Annotated in this window: 29 protein-coding genes; 22 read left to right on the plus strand and 7 right to left on the minus strand. The window is 68.8% G+C overall.

Features of this window, described 5'->3' with window-relative positions:
• Positions 1–205 precede the first annotated feature (205 nt).
• On the plus strand, positions 206–1072 hold the full coding sequence (locus H288_RS0109120; protein WP_020092278.1) for a collagen-like protein: 867 nt from the start codon (positions 206–208) through the stop codon (positions 1070–1072).
• Positions 1073–1082: 10 nt separating this feature from the next.
• On the opposite strand, the gene H288_RS0109125 is transcribed toward H288_RS0109120, so the two are convergent.
• A complete protein-coding gene (locus H288_RS0109125; protein ID WP_026604790.1) occupies positions 1083–2300 on the minus strand; it encodes a TIGR03862 family flavoprotein in 1218 nt (405 codons plus the stop codon).
• A 256-nt stretch (positions 2301–2556) separates the two neighbouring features.
• Between H288_RS0109125 and H288_RS0109130 the strand changes: the two genes are divergently transcribed.
• Complete coding sequence (locus H288_RS0109130; protein WP_020092280.1) at positions 2557–4092, plus strand: MDR family MFS transporter; 1536 nt, start codon at positions 2557–2559, stop codon at positions 4090–4092.
• A gap of 275 nt (positions 4093–4367) precedes the next feature.
• Positions 4368–5402, plus strand: a complete 1035-nt coding sequence (locus H288_RS0109135) for a TerC family protein (RefSeq protein WP_020092281.1) — start codon at positions 4368–4370, stop codon at positions 5400–5402.
• A 24-nt stretch (positions 5403–5426) separates the two neighbouring features.
• Here H288_RS0109135 and H288_RS0109140 read toward each other — a convergent pair whose 3' ends face one another.
• The 3 genes from H288_RS0109140 to H288_RS0109150 form a co-directional block, all read right to left on the minus strand.
• Positions 5427–6182: an N-acetylmuramoyl-L-alanine amidase gene (locus H288_RS0109140; RefSeq protein ID WP_020092282.1), complete on the minus strand. Its 756-nt coding sequence runs from the start codon at positions 6180–6182 to the stop codon at positions 5427–5429.
• On the minus strand, positions 6179–6919 hold the full coding sequence (locus H288_RS0109145; RefSeq protein WP_020092283.1) for a TerB family tellurite resistance protein: 741 nt from the start codon (positions 6917–6919) through the stop codon (positions 6179–6181). The genes H288_RS0109140 and H288_RS0109145 overlap by 4 nt, the downstream gene beginning before the upstream one ends.
• A gap of 152 nt (positions 6920–7071) precedes the next feature.
• Positions 7072–7341 carry a hypothetical protein gene (locus H288_RS0109150; RefSeq protein ID WP_012318984.1) on the minus strand — a complete coding sequence of 90 codons (270 nt, stop codon included), beginning with the start codon at positions 7339–7341 and terminating at the stop codon, positions 7072–7074.
• Between the two features lie 251 nt (positions 7342–7592).
• On the opposite strand from H288_RS0109150, the gene H288_RS0109155 reads away from it, so the two are divergent.
• On the plus strand, positions 7593–8294 hold the full coding sequence (locus H288_RS0109155; protein WP_020092284.1) for an urease accessory protein UreE: 702 nt from the start codon (positions 7593–7595) through the stop codon (positions 8292–8294).
• A gap of 95 nt (positions 8295–8389) precedes the next feature.
• Here H288_RS0109155 and H288_RS0109160 read toward each other — a convergent pair whose 3' ends face one another.
• Both H288_RS0109160 and H288_RS0109165 read right to left on the minus strand, forming a co-directional pair.
• Positions 8390–8815: a GFA family protein gene (locus H288_RS0109160; protein ID WP_020092285.1), complete on the minus strand. Its 426-nt coding sequence runs from the start codon at positions 8813–8815 to the stop codon at positions 8390–8392.
• A gap of 164 nt (positions 8816–8979) precedes the next feature.
• Positions 8980–9195 carry a hypothetical protein gene (locus tag H288_RS0109165; protein ID WP_020092286.1) on the minus strand — a complete coding sequence of 72 codons (216 nt, stop codon included), beginning with the start codon at positions 9193–9195 and terminating at the stop codon, positions 8980–8982.
• 455 nt (positions 9196–9650) lie between these two features.
• Here H288_RS0109165 and H288_RS0109180 point away from each other — a divergent pair, with 455 nt between their 5' ends.
• Positions 9651–10526: an SDR family oxidoreductase gene (locus tag H288_RS0109180; RefSeq protein WP_020092289.1), complete on the plus strand. Its 876-nt coding sequence runs from the start codon at positions 9651–9653 to the stop codon at positions 10524–10526.
• 68 nt (positions 10527–10594) lie between these two features.
• On the opposite strand, the gene H288_RS0109185 is transcribed toward H288_RS0109180, so the two are convergent.
• A complete protein-coding gene (locus tag H288_RS0109185; protein ID WP_020092290.1) occupies positions 10595–11272 on the minus strand; it encodes a methyl-accepting chemotaxis protein in 678 nt (225 codons plus the stop codon).
• A gap of 108 nt (positions 11273–11380) precedes the next feature.
• Here H288_RS0109185 and H288_RS32225 point away from each other — a divergent pair, with 108 nt between their 5' ends.
• The 17 genes from H288_RS32225 to H288_RS32235 all read left to right on the plus strand — a co-directional run bounded on the left by H288_RS32225 (position 11381) and on the right by H288_RS32235 (position 25427).
• Positions 11381–12595: an integrase arm-type DNA-binding domain-containing protein gene (locus H288_RS32225; RefSeq protein WP_020092291.1), complete on the plus strand. Its 1215-nt coding sequence runs from the start codon at positions 11381–11383 to the stop codon at positions 12593–12595.
• Positions 12585–13151 (plus strand): hypothetical protein, encoded by a 567-nt coding sequence (locus H288_RS35050; RefSeq protein WP_158684200.1) that lies wholly within the window; start codon positions 12585–12587, stop codon positions 13149–13151. Before H288_RS32225 ends, H288_RS35050 begins: the two co-directional genes overlap by 11 nt.
• Positions 13152–13259: 108 nt before the next feature.
• The gene (locus H288_RS0109195; RefSeq protein WP_020092292.1) at positions 13260–13484 is read left to right on the plus strand and encodes a helix-turn-helix domain-containing protein; all 225 of its coding nucleotides are present in this window, start codon (positions 13260–13262) and stop codon (positions 13482–13484) included.
• Between the two features lie 207 nt (positions 13485–13691).
• Entirely contained in the window at positions 13692–14123 is a 432-nt protein-coding gene (locus tag H288_RS0109200) for a hypothetical protein (RefSeq protein WP_020092293.1), read from the plus strand.
• On the plus strand, positions 14120–14353 hold the full coding sequence (locus H288_RS0109205; protein WP_026604791.1) for a hypothetical protein: 234 nt from the start codon (positions 14120–14122) through the stop codon (positions 14351–14353). The genes H288_RS0109200 and H288_RS0109205 overlap by 4 nt, the downstream gene beginning before the upstream one ends.
• Positions 14353–15522 (plus strand): AAA family ATPase, encoded by a 1170-nt coding sequence (locus H288_RS0109210; protein WP_020092295.1) that lies wholly within the window; start codon positions 14353–14355, stop codon positions 15520–15522. Before H288_RS0109205 ends, H288_RS0109210 begins: the two co-directional genes overlap by 1 nt.
• Positions 15523–15793: 271 nt before the next feature.
• Entirely contained in the window at positions 15794–16483 is a 690-nt protein-coding gene (locus H288_RS0109215) for a recombinase family protein (RefSeq protein WP_020092296.1), read from the plus strand.
• Positions 16484–16714: 231 nt separating this feature from the next.
• Entirely contained in the window at positions 16715–17110 is a 396-nt protein-coding gene (locus tag H288_RS35055) for a hypothetical protein (protein ID WP_158684201.1), read from the plus strand.
• 79 nt (positions 17111–17189) lie between these two features.
• Complete coding sequence (locus H288_RS0109225) at positions 17190–17558, plus strand: hypothetical protein (protein ID WP_020092298.1); 369 nt, start codon at positions 17190–17192, stop codon at positions 17556–17558.
• Entirely contained in the window at positions 17555–18952 is a 1398-nt protein-coding gene (locus H288_RS0109230) for a hypothetical protein (protein WP_020092299.1), read from the plus strand. The genes H288_RS0109225 and H288_RS0109230 overlap by 4 nt, the downstream gene beginning before the upstream one ends.
• Complete coding sequence (locus H288_RS0109235; RefSeq protein WP_020092300.1) at positions 18952–19263, plus strand: hypothetical protein; 312 nt, start codon at positions 18952–18954, stop codon at positions 19261–19263. Before H288_RS0109230 ends, H288_RS0109235 begins: the two co-directional genes overlap by 1 nt.
• 62 nt (positions 19264–19325) lie before the next feature.
• Positions 19326–19529 (plus strand): ribbon-helix-helix protein, CopG family, encoded by a 204-nt coding sequence (locus H288_RS35060; protein ID WP_158684202.1) that lies wholly within the window; start codon positions 19326–19328, stop codon positions 19527–19529.
• On the plus strand, positions 19516–20514 hold the full coding sequence (locus tag H288_RS33490; protein ID WP_020092301.1) for a DUF2213 domain-containing protein: 999 nt from the start codon (positions 19516–19518) through the stop codon (positions 20512–20514). The genes H288_RS35060 and H288_RS33490 overlap by 14 nt, the downstream gene beginning before the upstream one ends.
• Complete coding sequence (locus H288_RS0109245) at positions 20514–21308, plus strand: hypothetical protein (RefSeq protein WP_020092302.1); 795 nt, start codon at positions 20514–20516, stop codon at positions 21306–21308. Before H288_RS33490 ends, H288_RS0109245 begins: the two co-directional genes overlap by 1 nt.
• Before the next feature lie 248 nt (positions 21309–21556).
• A complete protein-coding gene (locus tag H288_RS0109250) occupies positions 21557–22018 on the plus strand; it encodes a phage tail assembly chaperone (RefSeq protein WP_158684203.1) in 462 nt (153 codons plus the stop codon).
• Between the two features lie 23 nt (positions 22019–22041).
• Positions 22042–24471: a hypothetical protein gene (locus H288_RS0109255; RefSeq protein WP_020092304.1), complete on the plus strand. Its 2430-nt coding sequence runs from the start codon at positions 22042–22044 to the stop codon at positions 24469–24471.
• Positions 24468–25427: a hypothetical protein gene (locus H288_RS32235; RefSeq protein WP_020092305.1), complete on the plus strand. Its 960-nt coding sequence runs from the start codon at positions 24468–24470 to the stop codon at positions 25425–25427. The genes H288_RS0109255 and H288_RS32235 overlap by 4 nt, the downstream gene beginning before the upstream one ends.
• Positions 25428–25447: the final 20 nt, after the last annotated feature.

The following is a 25447-nucleotide window of genomic DNA, read 5'->3' on the forward strand; positions in this document are numbered from 1 at the left end:
GATAGGAACATAACAGGAACATGCACAAACGGTTTCCGCGGGGTCCCGGAATCGCGCGTGGCGGCAGCGGCTTGGCCTGTGGACGGCTGTGGACGCCTGTGGAATCGGCCGCCCCCGCGGCGTCCGAGGTCGCGGTTGACCGCAATCGCAGGGCGAGACCAATGTCCGGACGCCGCGCGCGTGACGCGGCCGAACCGGACCGCGCATGCGCTCAGCCCTCAGCTCAGCCCTCACCCTGACGCTCCTGCTCGCCCTGCCGGGCGCGGCGCTCGGCCAGCAGGCGGATCCGCCGGGTGCCGCCGCCCCGGATCCGGCCGCGTCCGCCCCCGCGACGGGGCGGGCGCGCCCGGCCCGTCCGCGGGTCCGCCACGCGCAGGCCCCGAGCCAGCCGATCATGGTCTACGACGCGCGGATCGAGGCCGGCGACCTGAGGATCTCGGGCTCCGTGCGCAAGCCCGGCGCGATCGTGGTGCTGGACGACGACATCTCGATCCAGGCCGACCGGCGCGGCCGGTTCACCTTCCGGCTGCCCTACCGGCCCTCGACCTGCGTGGTGACGCTGAAGGCGGAGCCGGACGAGCGCGAGGCGGTCGTGGCGAACTGCGCGCCCGAGGGTCCGCCCGGACCGCCCGGTCCCCAGGGTGCGGCGGGACCGCCCGGCGAGACGGGGGCCAAGGGCGAGACCGGCCCCAAGGGGGATCAGGGCCTCAAGGGCGATACGGGTCCCCAGGGCGAGCCCGGCCCGAAGGGGGAGCCCGGTGCCACGGGCGCGGCCGGCCCGCAGGGCGCACCGGGCCCGAAGGGCGACACGGGAGCCTCGGGCCCGCCGGGCGCACCGGGCTCGCGGGGGCCGATCGGGCCGCAGGGCGGCCCGGGCCCGAAGGGCGAGGCCGCCAGCCTGCGGCCCGTGCGCAAGTCCGACTGCCCGGGAGGCTGCACGATCACCTGCGGGACCGGGGAGATGCTGGTCACGGCCCACTGCCTCAAGGGCGGCGCGCCGACCTACGACGGGGAGGGCGCCAGTTGCCCGGCGGAGGCGACCGGCATCGTCGGGTTCTGCACGCGGCCGTGAACCGGGCGGGTCAGCCGCCGCTCTCGCGCAGCCAGTCGAGCATCCCGGCGGCGGCCGACCGGCCGCCCGCGAAGGCGCCCTGGAGGAGGTAGCCGCCGGTCGGCGCCTCCCAGTCGAGCATCTCGCCGGCCAGGAACAGGCCGGGATGGGCGCGCAGCATGGACCGCCCGTCCAGCGCGTCGAGCCGGACGCCGCCCGCCGTCGAGATCGCCCGCTCGATCGGCGCGGAGGCGGTGAGGGTGATGGGCGCCGCCTTGATCAGCCCGGCGAGGGCCCCGGGCTCCGCCGGGAGGGCGGTGCCGGCCGCCTCGCGCAGCAGCCCCGCCGCCGCGGGCGCGAGGCCCGCGGCCTTGCGCAGCCGGGTCGCGGCCGAGTCGCCCGGCCGGGCGCCGCACAGGCGGCGGGCGAGGGCGTCCCGGGTCAGGTCCGGGCGGAGATCCACGACGAGCCGGGCGCTGCCCCCGGCCGCGATCGCCTCGCGCAGGGCGCGCGAGAGGGCGTAGACCGCCCCGCCCTCGAGGCCGGCCTCCGTGATCACGGCCTCGCCCCGCACCGTGGTGCCCGCGCAGGTGAGCGCCACCCGCTTCAGCGGCGCGCCGGAGAACCGCTCCCGGAACAGGTCGGACCACGCCGCCGCGAAGCCGGCATTGGCCGGACGCAGGGGCGACACCGCCACGCCGAGCCCCTCGAGGAGCGGCACCCAGCGCCCGTCCGAGCCGAGGCGCGGCCAGCTCGCCCCGCCCAGCGCCAGCAGGGTGGCGCGCGGCCGGATGTCCAGGGGACCGTCCGGGGTCTCGAAGCGCAGGCCCCCGGCGATCCCCGTGAGCCGGTGGCGGGTCCGGATCCGGACGCCGAGGCGGTCGAGCCGCGCCAGCCACGCCCGCAGCAGGGGCGAGGCCTTGAAGCTGCGCGGGAAGACGCGCCCGCTCGAGCCGACGAAGGTCGGCTCGCCGAGATCCCCGCACCACGCCCTGAGCGCGTCGGGCGGGAAGGCCGCGATCGCCGCGTCGAGGGCGCCGCGCGGATGGTAGCGGGCGAGGAACTCCGCCCGCGCCTCGCTGTGGGTGATGTTGAGGCCGCCGCGCCCGGCGATCAGCAGCTTGCGGGCGACCGACGGCATGCGCTCGTAGACCGTGACCGCGCGGCCAGCCTCGCCCAGCACCTCGGCCGCGGCGAGCCCGGCGGGCCCCCCGCCCACGATGGCGATTGCGTCCCTGTCATCCGGCATGGGGCGGGAGAGCGACAGCCCGGCCCCCTCTGTCAAGGGCGAAGGTCGGATCGGCGCCGGGCGCCATGGGCCGGCCTCCGGCGTTGCGCTAGGAAACGGACACGCCCGAACGCACGTTCTTCCCGATCCCGGGCGCCGCGGTTACCGGTGCACAGGCCCGCGACCGCGGCCCGCCCGCGCCCCCCTCATGCCGCCCCAGGCCCCGTCCGTCCCGGACGGTCGGCCGGCACGGTCCGGATCAGAGGCTCTCAGACACGTGGCCAGTCCCGTCGCCGTCACCGAGATCCAGCCGCAGGCCCAGGCGCGGCCCGCCCCGCAGGCCGCGCTCAGCCCCGGCGAGATCCGCGCCATCGTCTACGGGCTGATGACCGCGATGCTGCTCGCGGCCCTCGACCAGACCATCGTGGCGACCGCCATGCCGACCATCGGCCTCGACCTCGGCGACGCCGCGAACCTGCCCTGGATCGTCACCGCCTACCTGCTGGCCTCCACGGCGGTGACCCCGCTCTACGGCAAGCTCAGCGACATCCACGGCCGGCGGGTCATGCTGCTGATCGCCATCGCGACCTTCGTGGTCGGCTCGCTCGCCTGCGCGCTCGCGCCCACGATGGTGGCGCTGGCGCTCGCCCGGGGTCTCCAGGGTGTCGGCGGCGGCGGTCTGATCGCCCTGGCGCAGACCATCCTGGCCGACATCATGTCGCCCAAGGAGCGGGCGCGCTACCAGGTGGTGATCGCGGGCGTGTTCGTGACGGCCTCGGTGGCGGGGCCGCTGCTCGGCGGCCTCTTCGCCCAGCACCTGCACTGGTCCCTGATCTTCTGGATCAACCTGCCGATCGGCGTCCTCGCCTTCGCGCTCACCAACGCCAACCTCAAGCGCCTGCCCCGCCACGAGCGCCGCCACCGGCTGGACTATCCCGGCGCCGCCCTGATGGTGGCGGGCTCCGTCACCCTCCTGCTGGCCCTGAGCTGGGGCGGGGTGCGCTATCCCTGGGACTCGGCGCCGGTCCTCGCCCTCCTGGCCGGGGCGGCCGTGCTGGGCGGCGGCTTCGCGGCGCGGCTCGCCACGGCGGCCGAGCCGCTGATCCCCACGGAGGTGCTCAAGGACCGGGTGGTCTACAGCGCGACGCTGGCGGCGTGCTTCGCCATGGGCACCTTCATCGGGCTCACCATCTACGTGCCGATCTTCCTCGAAGGGGTGATCGGGCTCTCGGCGAGCGAGTCCGGAGTGGCCCTGGTGCCGCTGATGATCGGCACCGTCACGGGTGCGACCCTGTCGGGCCGGTCGATGCTCCATTTCCGGCACTACAAGCGCGTGCCCCTGGCGATGATGTGCGTCAGCCTCGCCTGCTGCGCCACCATCGCCTGGCAGGGCCGGGCGCTGCCCTTCTGGCTCATGGAGGTGCTGTTCGCGCTGCTCTCCATGGGGATCGGGACGATCCTGCCGCTCTCGACCATCTCGATCCAGAACGCGGTGGAGACGCACCAGCTCGGCATCGCCACCGCCGCGATGAACTTCTTCCGCTCCCTCGGCGGGGCGCTGATCGTGGCGGCCTTCGGCACGATCGTGCTCGGCGGCGCCGCGGGCGGGGCGGGGGGAGGGGCCCACGACGTGGAGAGCCTAATCCGCGGCGCGGACCCGGCCCAGCTCGCCCTAACCTTCCGCCACGTCTTCCTGGCCGCCTGCCTCGGCCTGCTCGGAGCCTTCACGTTCCTGGCGCTGATGGAGGAGCGGCCCCTGCGCGAGCGCACATCCCCCAAGATGGCCGCCGAGACGCCGGACGCCTCCGCCTGACGGCGGCGCGGAACCGGACGCGGTCCCTCACCCCGCGCGCGCTCCTGTTCCAGGACAGGAGGCCGCCCCGACGCGCGCGCCCGCGTCGCGGCGGGGCCACGGGGAGCGGACAGCGTCACCGGACCGCGCGCCGGCCGGGCGCTCTGCCCTTGATTCGCCCGGATCACCGCTTACGTCGGCCCCATCGGCTGCGGGCCCCTCTGGCGGGCGCTCCTCAGCGCCCGTGATGTCGGAGCCGATGCTTTCCATCTGGAATCAGCATCAGGTCCCCGCACATGATGGACGTCCTCACCGTCGAATGGCTCGGCAAGCCGTTGTGGATGTGGCTCGGGTTCCACGTCCTGATCGCCTGCCTGCTCGCCTTCGACCTCGGGCTCCTCCACCGCGACAAGGAGCACGAGATCGGCGTCCGGGAGAGCTTGGCTCTCACTGGCTTCTACCTCGCCCTCGGCCTCGCCTTCGGCGGCTGGATCTGGTGGTATCTCGGGCCGTCTTCCGCCGAGGAGTACGTCACCGGCCTCGTGGTCGAGAAGTCGCTGTCGATGGACAACGTCTTCGTCATCGCCATGATCCTCACGGCCCTGGGCATCCCGCGGGCGGCCCAGCACCGGGTTCTCCTCTGGGGCATCCTGGCGGCCGTGGTGCTGCGCGGGCTGATGATCGGGCTCGGCGCCGCCCTGGTGCACGAGGTGCACTGGGTGCTCTCCCTGTTCGCCGCCTTCCTGATCTACGCCGGCCTGAAGATCCTGCTCTCGGGCGACGAGGAGGAAGGCGACTTCCAGAACAGCGCCGTCGTGCGCTGGTTCAAGACGACCTTCCGGGTCACGCCCGACCTGCACGGCCAGCGCTTCACCGTGCGCAAGACCGACCCGAGGACCGGCAAGGTCGCCCTGTACTTCACCCCGCTGGCGCTCGCCCTGGTGCTGGTGAACGGCGCCGACGTGATCTTCGCGGTCGACAGCGTGCCGGCGATCTTCGCGATCACCACCGACACGTTCGTGGTCTACACCTCCAACATCTTCGCGATCCTGGGCCTGCGCGCCCTCTACTTCGCGCTCGCCGCGATGGTCGACCGGTTCGCCTACCTGAAGACGGCGCTGGCCTTCATCCTGATCTTCATCGGCGCCAAGATCGTGGTCGCTGACACGTTCGGGCTCATCCACGTGCAGCCCTGGGTCTCCCTGGTGGTGACCCTGACGCTGCTGGCGGCCGGCGTCTTCTACAGCCTCTGGCGGACCCGGACCGACGCGCCGGTCGCGCCGGCCCCGGAGGCCGGACACCCCCGCGAGGCCCGGGCCCACCGCGCCTGAGGGGGCCCGGCGGGCGCCTGGCCCTCAGGCCGGCGGCAGCGCCGCGATCAGGTCGCGCAGGGTGGTGATGGTGGAGGCGTCGGCCACGCCGTCCACCCGCGCCGGGCGGAAATGGCGCTGGAACGCGGTGACCACCGCGTGGGTGCGCGCGTCGAACAGACCGGTCACCGGCAGGTCGTAGCCGTAGAGCGCGAACATCGCCTGCAGCGCCTCGACGGGCTGGCCGGCATCGCCCCGCGCGAAGAACCGGCCGTCCTGGAGGCGCGCGGGGGGCACGCGGTGCCCCACCCCCGCCGCCGCCAGACGGTCCCACGGGAAGATCTCCCCCGGATCCTCCTTGCGCTCGGGCGCGACGTCGGAATGGGCGAGCACCCGCTCCGGCGGGATCGGCCAGCGGGCGAGGATGTCCCGGGCCAGCGCGATCACCGCCTCGACCTGGGGCTCCGGGTAGGGCGGCAGGCCGCCGGCATGGCCCGGGTTCACGATCTCGATCCCGATCGACCGGGAATTGACGTCGGTCTCGCCCTTCCAGGCGCCGGCGCCGGCGTGCCAGGCCCGGCGGGCCTCCGGCACCATCTGGACGATCCCGCCATCCTCGAACACGAGGTAGTGCGCCGAGACCTCGCTCAGCGGGTCGCGCAGGCGCGCGAGGGCGGCGGCCCCGCTGTCCATCCCGGTGTAGTGCAGGATCAGCATGTCGAGCGGCCCCGCGCGGCGGGCGCCGTGATTCGGCGAGGGCGCGACGCGGCGGGCGAGGGGGCTGTCGGGGGTCAGGCTCACCGCAGCCCGCGCTCCTGCGCGATCCGGTCATAGGCGGCGTTGATCGCGGCGAGCCGCCGCGTGGCGATGGCCACCGCCTCCGTCGGCAGGCCGCGGGCGAGCGCCCGGTCCGGGTGGTGCTCGGCCACCAGCGCCCGGTGGCGGGCCTTCACGGCGGCGTCGTCCGCCTCGCGGTCGAGCCCGAGGACGCCGTAGGGATCGTCCGGCAACCGCACGTGGCGGGCGGCGATGCGCCGGAACGCCGCCTCGTCGAAGCCGAAGATGCCCGAGACCGCGCGCAGGTAGCGCTCCTCGGCCTCGTGCAGCGCCCCGTCGGCGCCGGCGATCTGGAACAGGCCGTCGAGCACGTCCTCGAGGAGGGCCGGCTCGTCGCCGAAGGTGGTCGCCAGTTGCTGGGCGTAGGCCTCGAAGCCGTTCGTGGTTTTCTTGGCGAGGTCGAACAGGCGCTCGACGCCCGCCCGCGCGGACGGCTCCACCTGCACGACCCGGCCGAACGCCTCGACCTCCGAGGGCAGCACGACGCCGTCGGACTTGGCCATCTTGGCGGCGAGCGCCACGAGTCCGGTGGTGAACACGACGTCGCGCGGCGTCCGCCCGAAGGGCGCGCCGACGCGGTCGAGCAGGAAATGACCGGCGACCCCGCCGATCAGCGCCCCGAGGGGGCCGCCGATCGCGAGGCCGAATCCCGCGCCGCCGAGCTTGCCCCAGACGCCCTGAGTTTTGGTCGCCTGAGTCATGGGACGACCGGTCCCGGCGCTGATCCTCGGCTCGGCTCTGTCATCGGCGGCGGCGGGGTTCCGGCACCGGGACGGGCCCGGCCGAGCGACGGGATAGCCGCTCCGCACGCCGCGAGGAAGGGCCGGGACGCGCCCGGCCCTTCCCCTTCAGCTCAGCGGCAGTACACGTTGCCGTAGGCGTCGCGATAGGTGCCGTAGGGGCAGCGCGGCGCGGTCGAGGCGCCCACGATGGCGCCGCCGGCGCCGCCGATCGCGGCACCCGCCAGGGCACCGCCCGCGCGGCCGGTGGCCGCCGCGCCGATCGCGGCACCGGTCAGGGCGCCGAGGCCGGCGCCGCCCAGAGCCCGGTCCTCCGGGGTGTTGCAGCCGGCGAGCGAGAGGGCGGCGATGGTGGCGATGGCGGCGGCCGTCAGCTTCTTCATGGTCCCCAGAACTCCCTTGTGAATCCGGTCCGGCCGGTGGCCGTGATCGTTGCGGATCGGGTCGAGCTTAGCAGGAAAGGAATGTCGGCCATACGGCTAAGGTTCCATCGGCCGCGAGACGCGTTGCGAGACGAGTTGCGCCCGGTTCCCGTCTCGCCCTATGCCACGTTCGGAGGCGCTCCGGCCGCGGTGCCGCGACGCCCTATCCGGCACCACGCCCGGCACCAGTCCGGCACATGTCCGAGGGTCCCATGCCGACAGCCACCACGATCGTCCGCCGGGCCGCGGTCCGCGCCGACCGCGTCGCCGACACGGTGACCCTCGACCGCGCGGGCCGGGCTGCCGTCGCCGGATCCCTGGTCGCCGAGGGCGGCCTCGGCTTCGACGTCGCGCTCACCAAGGCCGCGGCGCTCGAGGACGGCGACGCCCTGCGCCTCGACGACGGCCGGCTCGTCGCGGTGCGGGCGGCCGCCGAGGATCTCCTGGAGGTGCGCGCCGAGAATCCGGCCCGCCTGCTGCGCCTGGCCTGGCAGCTCGGCGGCAGCCACGTGGACGCCGAGATCGGCGCGGACGTGCTCTACGTGCCGGCGACGCCCGCCGCGGCCGAGCTGGTGCGCGGGCAGGGCTGCGTCGCGACCCCGGTCTCCCGTGCCTTCCGTCCCGAGCAGGCCGCCCACGATCACAGCACCTGCGGGCACGATCACGGGCACGACCATCACGCCCACCATCATCACGACCACGGGAATGAGCACGGCCATGAGCACGGCCATGACCACGGGCATGACCACGCCCACGCGCACGATCATGGGCACAGCCACGATCACGGGCACGAGAAGCACGGCCACGATCATGCCCACGGTCACAGCCATGATCACGGCCATGATCACGAGCACGGGCACCAGAAGCACGGCCACGTGCACGGTCCCGGCTGCGGCTGCGGCCACGATCACTAGCGGTTGAGCCGGGCCCGATCGGGGATCCCGCACCGGGCCCCGACCGCGGACGGTCCGCCGCCGTCACGCGACCCTCACGCAGCCCTACGCGGCCGTCACTCTGCCGAGACGAAGCGCAGCGTGCCGGCGCGCCGCGTGGGCTGGCCGGTGTCGTTCGTGTGATTGACGCCGTCCATCACCGGGACCTCCGGAAAGTCGAAGGGGCTGACCCCGTCCAGGCAGGCCACGTTGACGGCGTGGACGTTCGGGTCCGACCGCCGCTGATGGTGCGTGTAGACGCCGCAGCGGGAGCAGAAGAAGTGCTGCGCCGCCCCGGTATGGAACCGGTAGGTCGTCAGCGCCTCCGACCCCTCCAGGATCCTCACCCCGCCCGGCCGCGCCATGACGACGACGGCGCCGCGCATGCGGCAGTAGGAGCAGGTGCATCGACGGATCGACGCGAGATCGTCGTCGAGGGCCGCCTCCAAGCGCACCGCCCCGCAGTGGCAGCGTCCGGACCGGATCGTCGCGTCATCCGTCATGATGCCGGGTCTTCCGTGCGTTTTCCTGTGATCGAGCGCGGTGGCGGAGCCAGCCGGCACCTCGAACCGTAAGTTTCCGGCACCGTGCGGACAATCACCATGTCCTCACACGATGTGTCAGGAAAACTCACGCAGGGTCTCCGGCGGGCCGAGATCCTTGCCGGTCACAGGCGCTTCGGGACGGGCCTGAGGCAGTAGAGGCGCGACGCCTCGGCGGACAGGCTGTCCTGGGCGGCCACGCACTGGTCGAGGGTGAGGCCGATGCTGGCCGCGTAGGGCTCGTTGGGCGACAGCGCCGCGCGGGCGAGGGCCGCTAGGTACAGCAGGAACGCCGCGACCGCGACGACCAGCGCGGCGACGAGGACGCGGTTCAGCAGCATCGCCGGCGACCGCTCACGGGATCCCGACCAGCAGCAGCGCGAGCGCGAGCACCGTGAGTCCCGCTCCGATCAGCGTCACGGCGGTGTAGTCGCGTCCGGACCGCCGCGCGGGCGCGCGACCGGGCCGGCTCACTGCAGCAGACCCCACAGGCCCGTCGCCAGTCCGAAGGTGAGCGAGAGCATCGCTGCGCAGATCAGGACCCGGTCGATCACGCGGGCGGCCCGATCCTCCGGCTGAACGTCGATCATGGCGGGACCTCCTCGCGGCCAGAGTGACGAGCGGCTGTTGCTGACCTGTGTCGGCCCCTCGCCGGCACACGGGTTCGTGTTGTCCGCGAGGGGGGAAGGGCGGCGGGCGGCCTCGAACAGGGCTGTGCCGGCGGGGCGCGGCGCCAGGGCACCGGAACACCCGGGATGCCGTGCGGTTGGACCGGCATCCCCATCGGAGACGACGCGTGACCACGGATCCGCTGCACAAGTATCCCCGCCCGCCCTTCGCGGCGCAGCCCCAGAGCTTCCCCGGCAAGACCGGCCGCATGGAGCCCGAACCCGACCACGGCGAGGCGAGCTACAAGGGCTCGGGCAAGCTGACCGGCCAGGCCGCGCTGATCACCGGCGGCGATTCCGGCATCGGCCGCGCGGTCGCCATCGCCTTCGCCCGGGAGGGGGCCGACATCGCCATCTCCTACCTGCCGGACGAGCAGGCCGACGCGGAGGCGGTCGCCCAGTGGGTCGAGAAGGCGGGTCGGCGGGCGCTGCTCCTGCCGGGCGACCTCAAGGACGCCGCCTACGGGCGCCAGATCGTCGCCCGCACCGTCGAGACGTTCGGGCGCCTCGACGTGCTGGTCAACAACGGCGCGTTCCAGCAGCCGAACGAGGACCTCGCCGCGATCGACGACGCCGTGTTCGAGGACCATTTCCGCACCAACGTGTTCGGCGCGTTCTACGTGACCAAGGCGGCGCTCGCCCATCTCAAGCCCGGCGCCTCGGTGATCTTCACCTCCTCGGTGAATTCCAAGCACCCGATGCCGTCGCTCATGGCCTACAGCGCCACCAAGGGCGCCCTGAGCAACATGGTGCTCAGCTTGGCCCAGCTCCTCGCCGAGAAGGGCGTGCGCGTGAACGGCGTGCTGCCCGGGCCGATCTGGACCCCGTTCATCCCCTCCGGGATGAGCCAGGATTCGGTGAAATCCTTCGGCAGTCAGGTTCCGTTCGGTCGGCCCGGACAACCGGCCGAACTCGCCTCAGCCTACGTGATGTTGGCCTCCGACGAGAGCAGCTACACGTCGGGCGCGCTCGTCACGGTGGCCGGGGCCATGCCGGTGTTCTGACGCGCCTCTCCCACGCACGTCACGGATGTGCCCCGCGCCAGCGGCGCCCGTCCGGGGCGTCGGCGCGCTCAGGCGGCGCGCATCTCGACGAGGAAGCGCATCACCTCGGCGCGCAGGGCCTCGGCGCTGCGGCAGACGTCGCCGGCCGCGGCACCGACCTCCCCGGCCACGCGGTGCGTCGCCTCCGCCGCCGACGAGGCCGAGACCACGTTCGCGCTCACCGCGTCGGTCCCCCGGGCGGCCTCGTCGATGTTCTGAGAGATGTGCCCGGTGGCGAACCGCTGCTGCTCGACCGCCGCCGCGATCGCGCTGGCGATCGCGTTCATCGTGTCGACGGTCCTCCCGATCGAGTGGACCGCGCCGACCGCCTCCGTCGTCTCGCCCTGGATCGCCGCGATCTGCGCGGTGATCTCCTCCGTGGCCTTCGCGGTCTGCCCGGCCAAGCCCTTCACCTCGGCGGCGACCACCGCGAAGCCGCGCCCCGACTCGCCCGCCCGCGCCGCCTCGATCGTGGCGTTCAGCGCCAGGAGGTTGGTCTGCTCGGCGATCGCCGAGATGATCCGCACGACCTCCCCGATCCGCTCCGCCGCCCCGGCGAGGCCGCGGATCTGCCGGTCGGTCCGCTCCGCCTCGCTCACCGCCTGACCGGCGATCGCGGCCGACTTGGTGACCTGCCCGCCGATCTCGCCGATCGAGGCGGACAGCTCCTCGGTAATGGCATTCCTGGGAACGCCTGGGGATCTCATAACGCGCTGAAAAGCAGAGGCTATTTCGGAGGCGAAGTCCCCAGCGGTGCCCTGGCGTTCCCACAAATCCGCGTTTACGGTGTGGGTAGAAGCGCGGGTGAAGATCCTATGCAGGGTAAGCTCACGGCCCTCGGCGTGGCTCGGCTGAAGACGCCGGGCATGTACGGCGACGGGCACGGTCTGTGGCTCCAGGTGACCGGCAAGGGCGGGAAGAGCTGGATCTTCCGGTACAAGATCGCCGGCCGGGCGCGGGAGATGGGGATCGGGTCGTGCGCCACCTGGTCACTCGCCGAGGCGCGCGAGCGGGCGCGTGAGTGCCGGAAGCTAACCTCCGAGGGCGTCGACCCGATCGAGGCCCGCAAGGCGAAGCGCCAAGAGGCGGCTTTGGAGGCCGCAAAGGCCATCACATTCCGCGCCTGCGCCGAGAAATACATCGAGGCTCACAAGGCCGGCTGGCGCAACGCCATCCACGCGGCGCAATGGCCGTCGTCGCTGGAGAACCACGTCCACCCGGTGATCGGCGACCTGCCGGTCCAGGCGATCGACACGGCCTCGGTGATGAAGGTGCTGGAGCCGATCTGGACCACGCGATCCGAGACGGCGACGCGGGTGCGCGCCCGGATCGAGTCAGTGCTGGATTGGGCGGCCACCCATGGCTACCGGCGCGGCGAAAATCCTGCGCGCTGGCGTGGGCATCTGCAGAACCTCCTCCCGAAGCGGTCCCGGGTGAAGCGGGTGCAGCACTACGCGGCACTGCCATTCAAGGAGATGCCCGCCTTCATGGTCGACCTTCGAGGCGAGGACTCTGTCCCGGCCCGCGCGCTAGAGTTCACGATCCTGACCGCCGCACGCTCAGGCGAGGCGCTGGGCGCCCGCTGGTCCGAGATCGACATGGAAGCCGGGATTTGGACCATACCGGCCGAGCGGATGAAATCCGGCATAGAGCACAGGGTGCCACTGTCGGCGCCTGCTCTGGACCTCTTGGCGAAGATGCACGGCCTCAACGAGACCTTCGTGTTCCCTGGCAGCCGGAGCCGGCGTCCGCTCACGGACAAGATGGCGCGCGACGTCCTCGTGAAGATGGACCGAGCCGGACTGACCGTTCACGGCTTCAGATCGTCGTTCCGGGACTGGGCGGGCGAGTGCACGGCCTTTCCGCGCGACCTCGCAGAGATGGCGCTGGCTCACACCGTGGGCGACGCGACCGAGCGAGCCTATCGGCGCGGCGACCTTTTCGAGAAGCGGCGCGAACTGATGGCGGCTTGGGCGCACTACGCCACTTCGGCGGCGGAGCTATCGCGAGGTGACAGCGATGGACGATAGGCAGGATGAGGCTACGCTGAAAGCACTCGGGGCAGTTGCCGGGCCGGCGTTCATTGCGAAAGAGTCCCCCTATTTCACTTCGGAGGAAGCCGAAGCCTTAAAGGCTGAAGCTCAAACTCTTTGGTCGCACGGGCATTGGCTGCACGCACTCCTGCAAGATCACGGCGAGTTGCTTCGTGATCCGAGCACAGATGTGCCCGCGCCGACGTTCAGCAAGCTTGATGAGGCGTTGGCTGCCGTCATCGTGTCGGCTTACCGAATTGGTGCGGCTTCATTCGTTCACCCAGCCAACAAGCGGCACCTCAAGTCCGCCGAAATGCAGGACAGGCGAAAAGCCAAAGCGCTCTCGCCGAAGCAGATCAAGCGTGAGCGCATCAAGAACACCGTTCTGCCGGCTCTATTAGCGAAGGGCTTGCGGCGGCATGAATTGCTCACGGAGCTGAACAGGGCGCTAGCAGCTGAAGGCGCCACCCCGATTTCACAAGAGACAGCGGACCGCTGGAGGAAGGAGCAGGCCTCGACGGCAGTACCTGTCAAAAAACCTCTGACTGAGTGACTGTCACTCTGTCAGAGTGACCTCAATCATCCGTTGCTAGTTAGCCGAGCCAAACCCTAGTCTACCGTTATTCCCAGCAATTCCTGGGACCGACTAAGGATAGCTACCATGAACTACACGGTTCAGGGTGCCGCGGGAGAACCGCGCGCGCCAACGGGGAAGCTTTTGCATCGTACCAAGGATGCTCAGCAGATCCTCAGCATCAGCAATACGACCTTCTACAGGCTCGCTGCCGCGGGAAAGCTAAAGGTCGTCCGGATCGGCGCGTCCAGCTACGTCACCGACGAGAGCATCCGCACCTTTCTCGCTTCTTTGGTGCAGGAGGCCGCGTAGAGGAATGGCTTCCAGAAAAGGTGAAGCCCGCACGGCGGTGGCACGCCAGCGGGCTTCGGAAATGTCGTATCGCATCGACCCTTCCGATATAGCGCCTCACACCCTCGCGGTCCATAGGATCAGCAATCGTTTCGGGCTTTCGCCCGCGACAGCGGCGGTCGTCGCCGAACTGGCCTTCCCTCAGATCGATACTTGGAGGGCCCGCGCATGATCGCGAATGCCAACCCCATTCACATCGCCACCATCAACGGCGTGTCGGTCCGCTTCTTCCGCGGGCCGTCCGATGGCCCTGACATGCCGTGGCATGCCCACGAGGAGTTGTTGGCGGCGCTTGCGCTGCCACGCGACCTGCGCCGCGCTCTCAAGGCGGCTCTTCTGAAGAACTGGAAGGACGCCTGCCACACGGTCGAGGTCGACGGCGAGCCGGTGCTACTCGCCCCGCACTTCGTCGCTCAGGGCCTCATCGGCATGGCTCAGGAGGTCGGGAAGGGCGTCACCACGACGCCCGACCTCGTCGACCGCGAGTACGCCCGTGCCGGTGTAGCCGCGATGAACGCGCTCACGGCGCACATGCCGGCGGCAGAGGATCGGTTCACCTGGGCGATGCAGGCCTTCCACAACCAGGGAGGCTCGGCATGAATGCGCCGATCCGAAGTCCCGAGCGGGCGGCCATGCTCGCTCACACTTTCGAAGCCATCGCGGAAGCGGCCGGTATCGCCGAGACCTATGCTCGGACGGCCGCCGATATGGCTGCGATCGGCGACAGCCGGGGCGTGAACTACGCCCTGCGCCAAGCCGCCATTGCACTCTCCAGCGCCGCAGACACTGCCGCGACGCTCCGTCCCGCCGGCTCGCGCGGAGGTGCCTGATGTCAGAGCGCGCCTACAACGGACCGGTACTCGATTGGCCATCCCCCGCCAACGAGTCGCGCAGGCGGGCGGGCAGTTCGACCACTCAGCAGAAGGAGCGCCCCGCAGAGGGGCGCTTCCCCCTCATTGCCTTCGATCAGATCCGGCTCAGCACCAGCCCGCGCTATCGCGTCCGTGGCCTGCTTCCGATCCGAGGCCTCGCCGTCGTGTGGGGACCGCCGAAGTGCGGCAAGAGCTTCCTCGCCTTCGACATGCTGATGCACGTCGCGCTCGGCTGGACCTACCAGGGCCACCGCGTCGAGCCTGGCACCATCGTCTACTGCGCGTTGGAGGGACAGCAGGGCTTTGAGGCTCGCAAGGTCGCCTTCGAGCAAGCACACCTTGAGACCTTTGAGGGCGAGGTACCGTTCTACCTGATGCCGGCGACCCTCGCGCTCGTCGCTGACGCCGCCGAGCTGATCGCGGCGATCCGAGCGCAGCTGCCTGACGGTGGGCCGCCCGCGGTGGTCTGCCTCGATACGCTCAACCGCAGCTTCACGGGTTCGGAGAGCGACGACCGAGATATGACCGCGTATGTGCGGGCGGCCGACATGATCCGCGACGCCTTCGGCTGCCTCGTGGTGATCGTCCACCACTGCGGGCTCGAAGGCACCCGGCCGCGCGGCCACTCCGCGCTGGCCGGCGCGGTAGACGCCCAGCTCGCCGTGAAGAAGCTCGGCGACGGCGTCCTGACCTGCACCGTCGACCTCATGAAGGACGGACCCGACGGGGAAACGGTCACATGCCGGCTTGAGCGGGTCGAGGTCGGCGTCGACGATGCGGGCGAACCCATAACGTCGTGCGTCGTCAGGCCGGAAGTAGCTTCCGAGGGGCCCGCGTCTGCCTTGGTGTCAAAGCCGTTGCCGGACAAGTTGCGGCTCGGCCTGCGCGCCCTCGCCGAGGTGGTTCTGAACGAAGGCACACCCGCACCTCCCGAATGCCATGCGCCGCTGCAAACGCGCGTCGTTCATCGGGATCACTGGCGGGATGAATGCTTCCGCAATGGAGCCCTCGACAAGGAGGCCGCGAACCCGCGCTCCGACTTCCAGCGGCTCCGACAGAAGCTGTCCACCCGCTGCCTGATCGGCGAACGCGACACCATGGTCTGGCTCACCGGGTCAGGGGCGTAGCACCTGAGTGTAGCAGTGTAGCCCCTCTTATAGAGGGGGCTACGCTACAGCTACATGCTACAGGCCGTAGCTGCTACAGAAATGCTACGCTACTGCTACAGTGCTACACCACGATCCAAGTTTGGATTGGCGGGCTGAAAGCAGGGCCCGAGACACAAACCCCGTCGCCCGAAATTTCCTGCCCGCCCCTTCGAGGCTGCGAAGTAGCGCTTGACTGAGTCGGCAGCCTATTTACAATCTAGTCAACGAGCGGTGACTAGGGCGTAATACCATGGCCTCAGGCGGATTTATTACCTATCTCCGCGTTTCCACCGATCGGCAGGGCAAGTCGGGCCTCGGGCTCGACGCTCAGCGTGAGGCGGTTCGCACTTACCTCAACGGCGGCAATTGGAAGATCCTAGCCGAGCACGTTGAGGTGGAGAGCGGTCGGAATGATGCCCGGCCTGCGTTGGATGCCGCTCTCTCCGAGGCCCGCCTGAAGCGCGTGCCGCTGCTCGTGGCGAAGGTGGATCGGCTCACCCGCTCAGTGGCTTTCCTGTCGCGTCTGCTCGCCAGTGGCGTCGAGGTGCGGTTCTGCGACCTGCCTCAGATCGAGGGGCCTGCGGGCAAGTTCATGCTCAACCAGATGGTGGCTGTAGCCGAGTTGGAAGCCGGTCTGATCAGCGCCCGCACGAAGGCCGCTCTAGCAGCCGCCAAAGCCCGTGGGACCAAGCTTGGCGGCAACCGGGGCGTCGTCATGTCGGCGGCCGTCAGCGAGGCTGGCAGGGCTGCTCTGTCGGCCAAGGCCAGCGCCCGCACGGCGGACCTCGCCCCCGTCATCGCTGAGATCCAGGCCGAAGGCATCACCTCCGCTCGCGGCATTGCCATCGCCTTGAACGAGCGCGGGATCGAGACCTCGACCGGCAAGGGCCAGTGGCAGGCCGTGCAGGTTCAGCGAGTGCTGTCGCGGCTTGGCAGCTAGTGTGCGGGACTTTCGCCTTCGTCAAGAAGGTCCTGTCAGTGATCTCTAGTGTCCAGGCCAACGATGTCTATCAACTGAGGGCGTATCGCTGCGGAACTGGCGAGTCGTAGCGTGCGCACTGCGCTAGGCGGTAAACGAGCCCCACTCAGGTCCAGCGAATATTGACGAGAAGCGCCGTGTGAGCAACTCTCTGGGATTGAGATTGATCGATGTTCGGGAGAGCTTGAGACCATGTCAGACGACAAGCCGCAACCTAAGTTGTCCGATTGGGAACTAGCTAAAGAAATTTCACATGTGAAGAAAACAGAAGCTGGAGCTCTCCGTAAACTAGAAGACGCCAGAAAGAATGACAACAATTATAAAGACGGCCGAGAAGTAATGTCGGCGGATCATCAGCATGAAATGGAAAAAATCAAGCTTCGAGAGCTTATAAGGGAAAAGGGCTCTCGGGAGGCGGCCGGGAATTACAAGCCCACTCCTCCGTCAAATGCCAAGGTTGAGGATGCGAAATTCGAGGCTTCGAAGAAGAAGAAGCCAGCGTCGCCGCAGCCAAGGACCTCTTCGGTGGATGAAAAGCACGCTATGTTCTTCGACCTGTCGTCGATGCTGCCAAAGAACAGGCGGTAGCCCTCCAGTCCGCGCGTGACACTGTATAGCAAATGCTATATTATCGGCCTGATATCGCCAGATCGGGTCGGGAAACCTCATGAAGGGGCGCAGACGCAGCACCGTCACGAACGGCAACCGCCTCGGGGTCGGTCTCGACGGGCGAACGGTCTGGGGCCGGCGGATGCGGGATCTCATTGATCTGCACACGGCCGACCTCGGCGGGGAGTCTGAGGTTTCCGAGGCCGAGCGGTCTCTGATCCGCCGAGCGGCCACCATCGCCACTGAGTTGGAGCGGCTGGAGGCGCAGTTCGCGGCAGCCGGTGCTGCCGATCCCGAGTCCTTAGACCTCTACGGCCGACAGGCTGGAAACCTGCGGCGGCTCTACGAAGGGATCGGCCTGAAGCGCCGCCCGAAGGACATCACGCCAGACCTTTCCGACATCATCAGAGCGAGGCCGACGGCATGAACCTGCTCGAGGCCACGAAGCATCCAGATCTATTCAGGTCCTGGTTTAAGGACGAAGCCACCTGGACGGCGTGGCGTGCCTTCCTGGGCGCCCTGTTCGGCCTGCCGCTCTCCGATGCCGAGGCCGACGTCTACCGGGCCTGTACGGCTCGCCAGACGATCCCGGCGGCCCCCTATAGTGAGGCGTGGCTTGTCTGCGGCCGGCGCGGCGGCAAGTCCTTCGTGATGGCGCTGGTGGCTGTCTATCTCGCCACCTTCCGCGAGTACCGCCAGCATCTCGCCCCGGGTGAGCGGGCGACGATCCTGATCCTGGCCGCCGACCGGCGGCAGGCGCGGGTCATCTTCCGCTATGTGCGCGCGCTGCTGACCGAGGTGCCGGTCCTGCAGAAGATGATCGAGCGTGAGACGGCGGACGAATTCGATCTCAAGAACCGAGTAACGGTCGAGGTCGGGACATCATCCTACCGTGCCGTCCGTGGGCGCACGCTGGCTGCCGCGTTGGCGGACGAGATCAGTTTTTGGCCGACCGATGACGCTGCAGAGCCTGACTACGCGATCTTGGACGCGCTCAGGCCCGCGATGGCGACGATCCCCGGCGCGGTGCTGCTTTGTGCCAGCAGTCCCTACGCGAGGCGTGGCGCCTTGTACGATGCCCACAAGCGGCACTACGGCAAAGACGGGTCGAGTGTGCTCGTCTGGCAAGCTGCCACCCGAACCATGAACCCGACGATCCCGCAGAAGCTTATTGACGAGGCTTTGGAGCGGGATCTCCCGAGCGCGTCCGCCGAGTATCTGGCGCAGTTCAGATCGGACGTCGAAAGCTTCGTGTCCCGCGAGGTGGTCGAGGCGGCCATCCCGATGGGCGTCGTGGAGAAGGCGCCGATCACGGGCATCACCTACAGCGCGTTCTGCGATCCCTCGGGGGGCGCTTCGGACTCGATGACGATGGCGATCGGCCACAGGGAGGGCGAGCGGCTGATCCTCGATGCGGTGCGCGAGCGCAAGGCGCCGTTCTCGCCCGAGTCGGTGGTGAGTGAGTTCTCGGACCTGCTGAAGCGCTACGGCATCAGGAAGGTAGTCGGCGACCGGTACGGCGGCTCTTGGCCGTCAGAGAGTTTCCAGCGCCACGGGATCACCTACACGCCGGCCGAGAAGCCGAAGAGCCAGATCTATGTTGATCTCTTACCCAGGCTAAACTCCGGCGAGGTTGAGTTGTTGGACGTGCCGGTTCTCGCGACGCAGCTCGTGATGCTGGAGCGGCGCACGGCCCGCGGCGGCCGGGAGAGCATCGACCACGCGCCAGGCGCACACGACGACGTGGCGAATGCCGCTGCTGGCGTCTTGGTGAGTGTCGGTTCGCGGCAGAAGTCCACCTACAACCTGGCTGCCTTCTGATGCTTGATCCGGCTCTCCCCCGCGTCCTGATCCCATTCAACCGGGACGAGGCCCTGACTGTCGGCGAGGCGGCCTACATCGCCGGGAAGTCGGCCGGCACCATGCGGCAGTGGGCATCCCGCTTCGACATCGGGCGCCGCGTCGGCGGCGGAGACTGGATGATCTCGCATCCGGCTCTGCTGATGCACCTCGACGGAGACGACGACGCGCTTCGCTCCTACCTTGCCGGCGAGCGGCAGAGCGAGGACATTCGAGGCTACTTCGTGCGAGCCTCAGACGAAAAGCGCGCGCGAAATCGTCAGAAAGCTTAGATCCGCGAGCATCCTCAGAGTTGCCGTAGAATATTCGCGCGAGTGCGCGCACAGTCCTCCCCATGACGAGGACTGCTTCTCAGTTCAAGCCACCGGATGACGGCCGTGGCCTCTACCCGGCCAGCATCAAGGTCGGCGTGCCGCGCGATCTGCCGGCGCAGATCTACGCCGCAGCCGAGGCTGAGGGCTGCAGCATTAGTGAATTTATTCGCCGCGCCATCGCTGCGCGGCTGCAAGATCTGAAAGTTGCCGATGCACTTCTCTGACAGCGCCACCATCGCCGGCACGCGCCGGATGAGCGACGGATATCTCGTTGCCGACGTGCGGACGGCCCGCGTCGGCCTACAGACCTACTCAGGCCACGAGTGCGGCAAGCCCGAGCGGGCGAGCGTGACGCTCTATCGACCGGAAAGCGAAGTGTTTCACGTCGATAGCGTCAGCAGCTATGCGCACAAGCCGGTGACGATGGGTCACCCGCCCGGCGCAGTCACGTCCGACAACTATCGCCAGTACGCCCGTGGCCACATCGAGGGCGACGTCCTGCGCGACGGTGACTTTGTCCGCGTCCCGATGATGGTTGCAGACAGCGAAGCCATCGCCAGCATCACGAGCGGCGTTCGAGAGGTCTCCGCGGGGTACACCTGCGATGTCGAATGGACGCCCGGCCGGACACCGCAGGGGCAGGCCTATGACGGCATCATGCGCCGGCTGCGTATCAACCACGTGGCAATCGTCCCACGGGGAAGAGCTGGGCCCGAGTGCCGGTTCGGCGACAGCGCGCTCTCACCAAACGGAAGTACTTCCATGACGAACGACGCTGCCCGCATGTTCGCGGACACCTATGGTCCAGGCGCCGAATGCCTCGCCGGCTTCAGCGAACGTGTGAAGGCGCAGTACGCGCTGGCCGACGCTCGAAGCAATGAGGTGTTCCGGGTTCAGGATGCCGCCGATCGGCTGCGCAGCCTCGCCCGCCGGGCCGCGATGGTCGCGAGCGGTCAAAGCCGGGCTATCTTCGGCGACTCCGCCGACAACAGCTTCGCGGTCACATCCTTCCTGACCCGGATGGCCGATGAGGCACAGGGGAGAGCGATGGCGCTTCGTGTCGGCCAAAGCTCCGGCAGCGTCGAGCGCTTCGACCCCCGGCAGAACCAGCGCATCGCTGATGCCCGCGCGCAGGGCGACGAAGGCCGAGCTGCCTACGAGATCCACAAGGCCCGATTGAGCAACGCTTGGCAGGGAGGGAACCGCTGATGACCGACGTGAGCTCCTTCGACGCGGCCGATGCCGCTTTCCGCGAGATCCACGAAGGGCTGGGCACAACCCTCACGTCCAAGGATGTGGGCGCCCTCATCGCCCGCGCGTCCGAGCATGTGGCGGCCTGCGACGCCCTCGCGGCCGAGAAGATCGCGGCGGCCTCGGATGCCACCCTACCGACCCGCGAGGCCCTTGCTGCGAAGCGAGAGGGCGAGGAACTGCACTTCGCGGCCGGGCGCCTCCGTAGCCTGATGCCGACCCTCGATAAGCGGCTGGCGGGCGAGCGGGATGCGGAGGAACAGCGCGAGCGGCGCGCGCAGCACAGCCAGGCCGGCAAGCGCGTGGACGAGATCGCCACGCGGGTGAAGAAGGAATACCCCGCCCTCGTCGCCAAGATCCTCGACCTCGTGGCCGAGATGGAGAAGGCGAACGCCATCGCGACCGACGCCAACCGGAACCTGCCGCGGGACGTGGAACACGTGCCCTCCGTCGAGACGACGATCGGCGCCGAGATCCTGTCCCGGCTGCACCTTCCGGCCCTCGATGGCACGCTCGCGCATGAGATGAGCGAGGCCGCTGCGGACGCGCACAAAACCGCGTTGTGGAACCGGGAGCAACAGGCGCGATGGGCGCCCATGGCTGCGCTCGAGGAGAAGCAGCGGGCCGCCGCCCTCGCCGAGCGCAAGGCCGCTGCCGACGCACACAACGGTACGGAGGAGGAGAAGCGCAACATCCGCGCCGGCTTCCCGCCTCGCATGGTCGGGCCCGGTCGCCCGGATCGAGCTGCCTAACCAATTGGATCGCGCCGTTCTTCATCACGGCGCCGCGGCCAGTGTGCAGGTGCCGCGCTCGGAGGGGCAGTAACAGCACACAGCCGGCGGGGCGGCCATCCTTCCGCCCGTGGCCGGCAGCCATTCGAGATAGCGCATCGTCCTGGGCGGATGGCGCCGCGGCAAGTCGGACAGTGCCGCGTCAGTAACACCGACAGCCGGCGGGGAATTGATACCACCCGCGGCCGGCAACTTCTTGAAGGTGCCCCATGCTGCTTGAGTTCGATTTAGCCGGAAACCGATACCGCTTCGACGGGATCCCACCGCTTGTCGAGACCCGCATTGCCCGGCGGCTCACCCCGCTGATGGCTCAGGCCATGTCGACCATGCTCAAGCGGACGAGCAAGCCCGGCAAGCCGCTGGAGCTGCGGCCCGACGCCAACGTCTACAAGTTTGTGGAAGGCGTCCTGAACCGCCTGGGCTCGCTGAGCGACGACGATACCGACGTGGTGCAGCGGGAAGCCCTCCGCGGCCTGTCCCGACAGGTCGGAGGCGATTGGGAGACCATGTGGTCGGAAGCGATCGATGGTCCGGCCTTCGCCGATATCGACGGCGCCCTGATGATGGGCCTCACGATCCGGTCGCTCGGATGCGTCGTCAAGAACTGGCTCCAGCACAGCGAGGATCTGGACGCGGCCTTCAACGCCGGCCTCGCTGAGATCCTGCACTAATCGGCGTCCTCCGGAGCACGCGCATGGCTTTCACGATCGCCGACTTCGTCGCCAGCATTGGCTTTGCTGCCGATGATGCATCACGGACGCGGGCCGAAGGTAGCCAGGCGAAGTTCGAGAAGGCGGTCCGGGACTCGGAGGCTCGGATCGAGAGAGCGCGGAAAGATGGCGCCAAGGCCGCTGTCATCTACGCGCTTGAGATCGAGGCTGCGCAGAACCGTGAGGCCTTGGAGGCGGCCAAGGCTGCCAAGAAGGTCGCCGACGCGGAGGCTATGAAGCTCAAGGCTGTGGAGACCACGGCCAAGGCCACGAAGACGCACTCCGAGTCCTTCGTCAGGGGCATGACGGCGATCACGCTGGCGGCTGGCACGATGGGGCTCGCAGTCGGAGCCGCGCTCGGCAAGGTCGTCGGCGCCTTCGACAACCTGTACTTTGCCTCGCAGCGCACGGGCGCTTCGGTGAAGAACATCCAGGGCCTGCAGTACGCCTTCTCTCAGGTCGGCAGCACGGGCGCGTCCGCTTCCTCGGCGATCGAGTCGTTCGCCCGGCAGATGCGGACCAACCTCACGGGCGGGTTCATCCGTAGCCTTGGCGTGGCGACGCACGAAGGCGGCAAGGCGCGGGATACCTTCGACATCCTGTCTGACACGATGGACAAGATTTCGGAGCGCCAGCCCTATCATACCGGCGCGCAGATGGCCGAAATCCTCGGCTTGTCTGAGGAGCAGTTTGAGACCTTCAACAAGCACCGTTCCGAGATCAAGCAGTTCCGGTCGGAATACGAAGCGACGCTCAAGACGGTCGGGCTAAACAGCCAGGAAGCCGCCAAGCAGTCCGAGCATTTCGAGCAGACCCTACGTCGTATCGGCATGCAGGTTAGCGTCGCTGGACAGGCGTTGCTCGTGCAGCTCCTACCGGTGCTCGACCGCGTGGCTACGTCGATCGGTAGGTTCATGACCGACAACGCGCCCGCGTTGAACCGCTTTTTCGTGAAGGTCGCTGATCTGGCGCAGTCGGCCGCGCTCGGTATCGAGGCGTTCATCAAGGGCTTCGATGGTGACGAGGGCGCGAAGAGACTTCGAAGCGTGACGGATGGCGTGCACGAGATCGGCCAGGCCTTTATGGGGCTGATCCGGATCGGCAATCTGTTCGTGCAGTCGGACTTCTTCAAAGTCCTCAAGCTGCTGACGATCGACAACCCGCTGGCGACGTGGCCGGTGCGGCTGTTGAGTTCCATCGCGGGTTCGGCGCAGGCGGCTACTGGGGGCGCGGTAGGAGCTGGGGCTCCTGCTGGCGCTGTCCCACCGGACGACCGCTCGCTCTATCAGAAGATCGCGCCCAAGGCCCTCGGGGGGAAGGATGCACCCGCGGCCGGCGATGGCTCTCGGTCCTTCCGCAACAACAACCCCGGGAACATCAAGGCCGGGCCGTTCGCCACCAGCATGGGCGCGACCGGGAAGGACGATAAGGGCTTCGCGACGTTCCCCGACTATGCGACGGGCCGAAAGGCCCAGGAAGCCCTGCTCTTCGACAGCAAGGGCTACAAGGATCTGACGATTGCCCAGGCCATCGCGCGATGGGCTCCGGCCGGCGACGGCAATGATCCTGCAGGCTATGCCGCACAGGTCGCTAAGGCGGCGGGCGTGGGGGTTGATGCCCCGTTGGCGAGCCTGACGCCGGAACAGCGCTCCAAAGTCCTCGACGCGCAGCAGCGGAAGGAAGGCTGGATCCCGGGCTATCAGGCGACTGCGAGCGATGCGCCGGCTCCGGCTGGGACGCCGCGGATGCGGAGCGGGCTTGCGACGGTGAAGGCCAGCAACGGTCGATCCTTCCAGGTCGCCGCGGAGTACGCCCGCAACTTCCAGGGCTTCATCGACGACTACGAGAAGGCCGGCGGCGTCATCGGCCCCAATAGCGGCGGCAACAACGAGCGCGCGCACAACGCAAGCTACCACCCGGTCGGGCGGGCGATCGATGTGAACCAAGTGGGGCGCGGCGTTCGTGCCGGCGGCGTCACTCTACCGCTCGATGTGGAAGATGCGCTCGCGGCAAAGTGGGGCCTTCGATCCGGCAACAGCTTCCGCAGCAACGACAACGGGCATTTCGAGGTCAATCGGGCTGCGATGGCGCGCGCTGCGCTCGAGCGCATGAAGGCGCCCGCCGTGACGGCGGCGGATGCCATGGCCGCGAGGCCTCAGATCACCGTGCCGAGCATGCCGAAGCTCAACATGTCGCCCGGCGGCTTCGACGTGAACAAGATCGCCGGGCAGCCGATGGGTGCCGGAAGCATCACGACCACCACGAACAATGCCGGTGCGACCGTGACGATGCAGCCGACCACGCACGTCACGATCACGGGCGGCGATCCGGCGAGCAATGCAGCTCAGTTCGAGCGGGCGGCCGGGCGGATCAACGACTCAGCGCTGCGCAACATCCAGACGGCAATCCGATGACCCTGCAGTACCTTCGAGAATGGCGCGTCGTCGTGAATGGCGTTGAGCTGTCGGGCGACGACACGGGCCGTGGGTTTAAGGTCCGGTTCGACACCCACCAGGCCCTGTCCAGCACACCGCACCACGCGAACATCTACATCTATAACCTCTCGGCGCAGACGCTGGCGCGGATGCAGAAGGAGAAGGGCCGCGTCGAGCTGTACGCCGGCTATCGTGGCGCCTCGGGCAAGATCTTCGGCGGGCAGGCAATCCAGGTCCGCGCCGGTCGTGAGAATGTAGTCGACAGCTATGTGCACGTGTTGGCCACCTCCTCCGAGGATGCGCGCAACTACGCGATCACCAACGAGGCGCTGGCGAAGGGCCACACCCTGAACGACCGGTTGCAACTTGCCGTGAAGGCTATGCGAGAGCACGGCGTGAAGCCTGGGACCATGGACAATCTTGGCTCACGGCAGTTCCCCCGGAACTACGTGTTCTCCGGCATGACCCACGACTTGCTGCGGGAGGTGTGCGAGGCGGCGGGCGCCACGTGGCACATCCACGACGACAAACTGACCGTGCTCAAGAGCAGCAGCGCTCTGCCGGGCGGCATCGTCGAGATGAACTCGGAAACCGGGATGGTCGGCCTACCGGAGCAGACGCTCGGCGGCGTGATCGTCCGGTGCCTCCTGAACCCGAGGATCTATCCGGGCAGCCGGATCCACATCAACGAGAGCAGCATCCAGCGGGCAGCATTCAGTCCGACGACGCGGGACTCGGCGCAGAACGTCGAGTTGGAGAGCGGCCTACTCAGCCTCGCGGCAGACGGTATCTACAAGGTCTGGCAGGTCGGCCACGTCGGCGACACCCGTGGCGATCCCTGGTGGAACGAGATGGTCTGCACGAAGCAGGATCTGCCGCTGGCGGCCAAGGGGCTGATGCTGCCGGACGGCATTCCGGGCGACGGGTCTCAGTAGTGGCTGGTGGCGGTGCCGCC

It is taken from the genome of Methylobacterium sp. 285MFTsu5.1 (assembly GCF_000383455.1).
GTDB lineage: Bacteria > Pseudomonadota > Alphaproteobacteria > Rhizobiales > Beijerinckiaceae > Methylobacterium.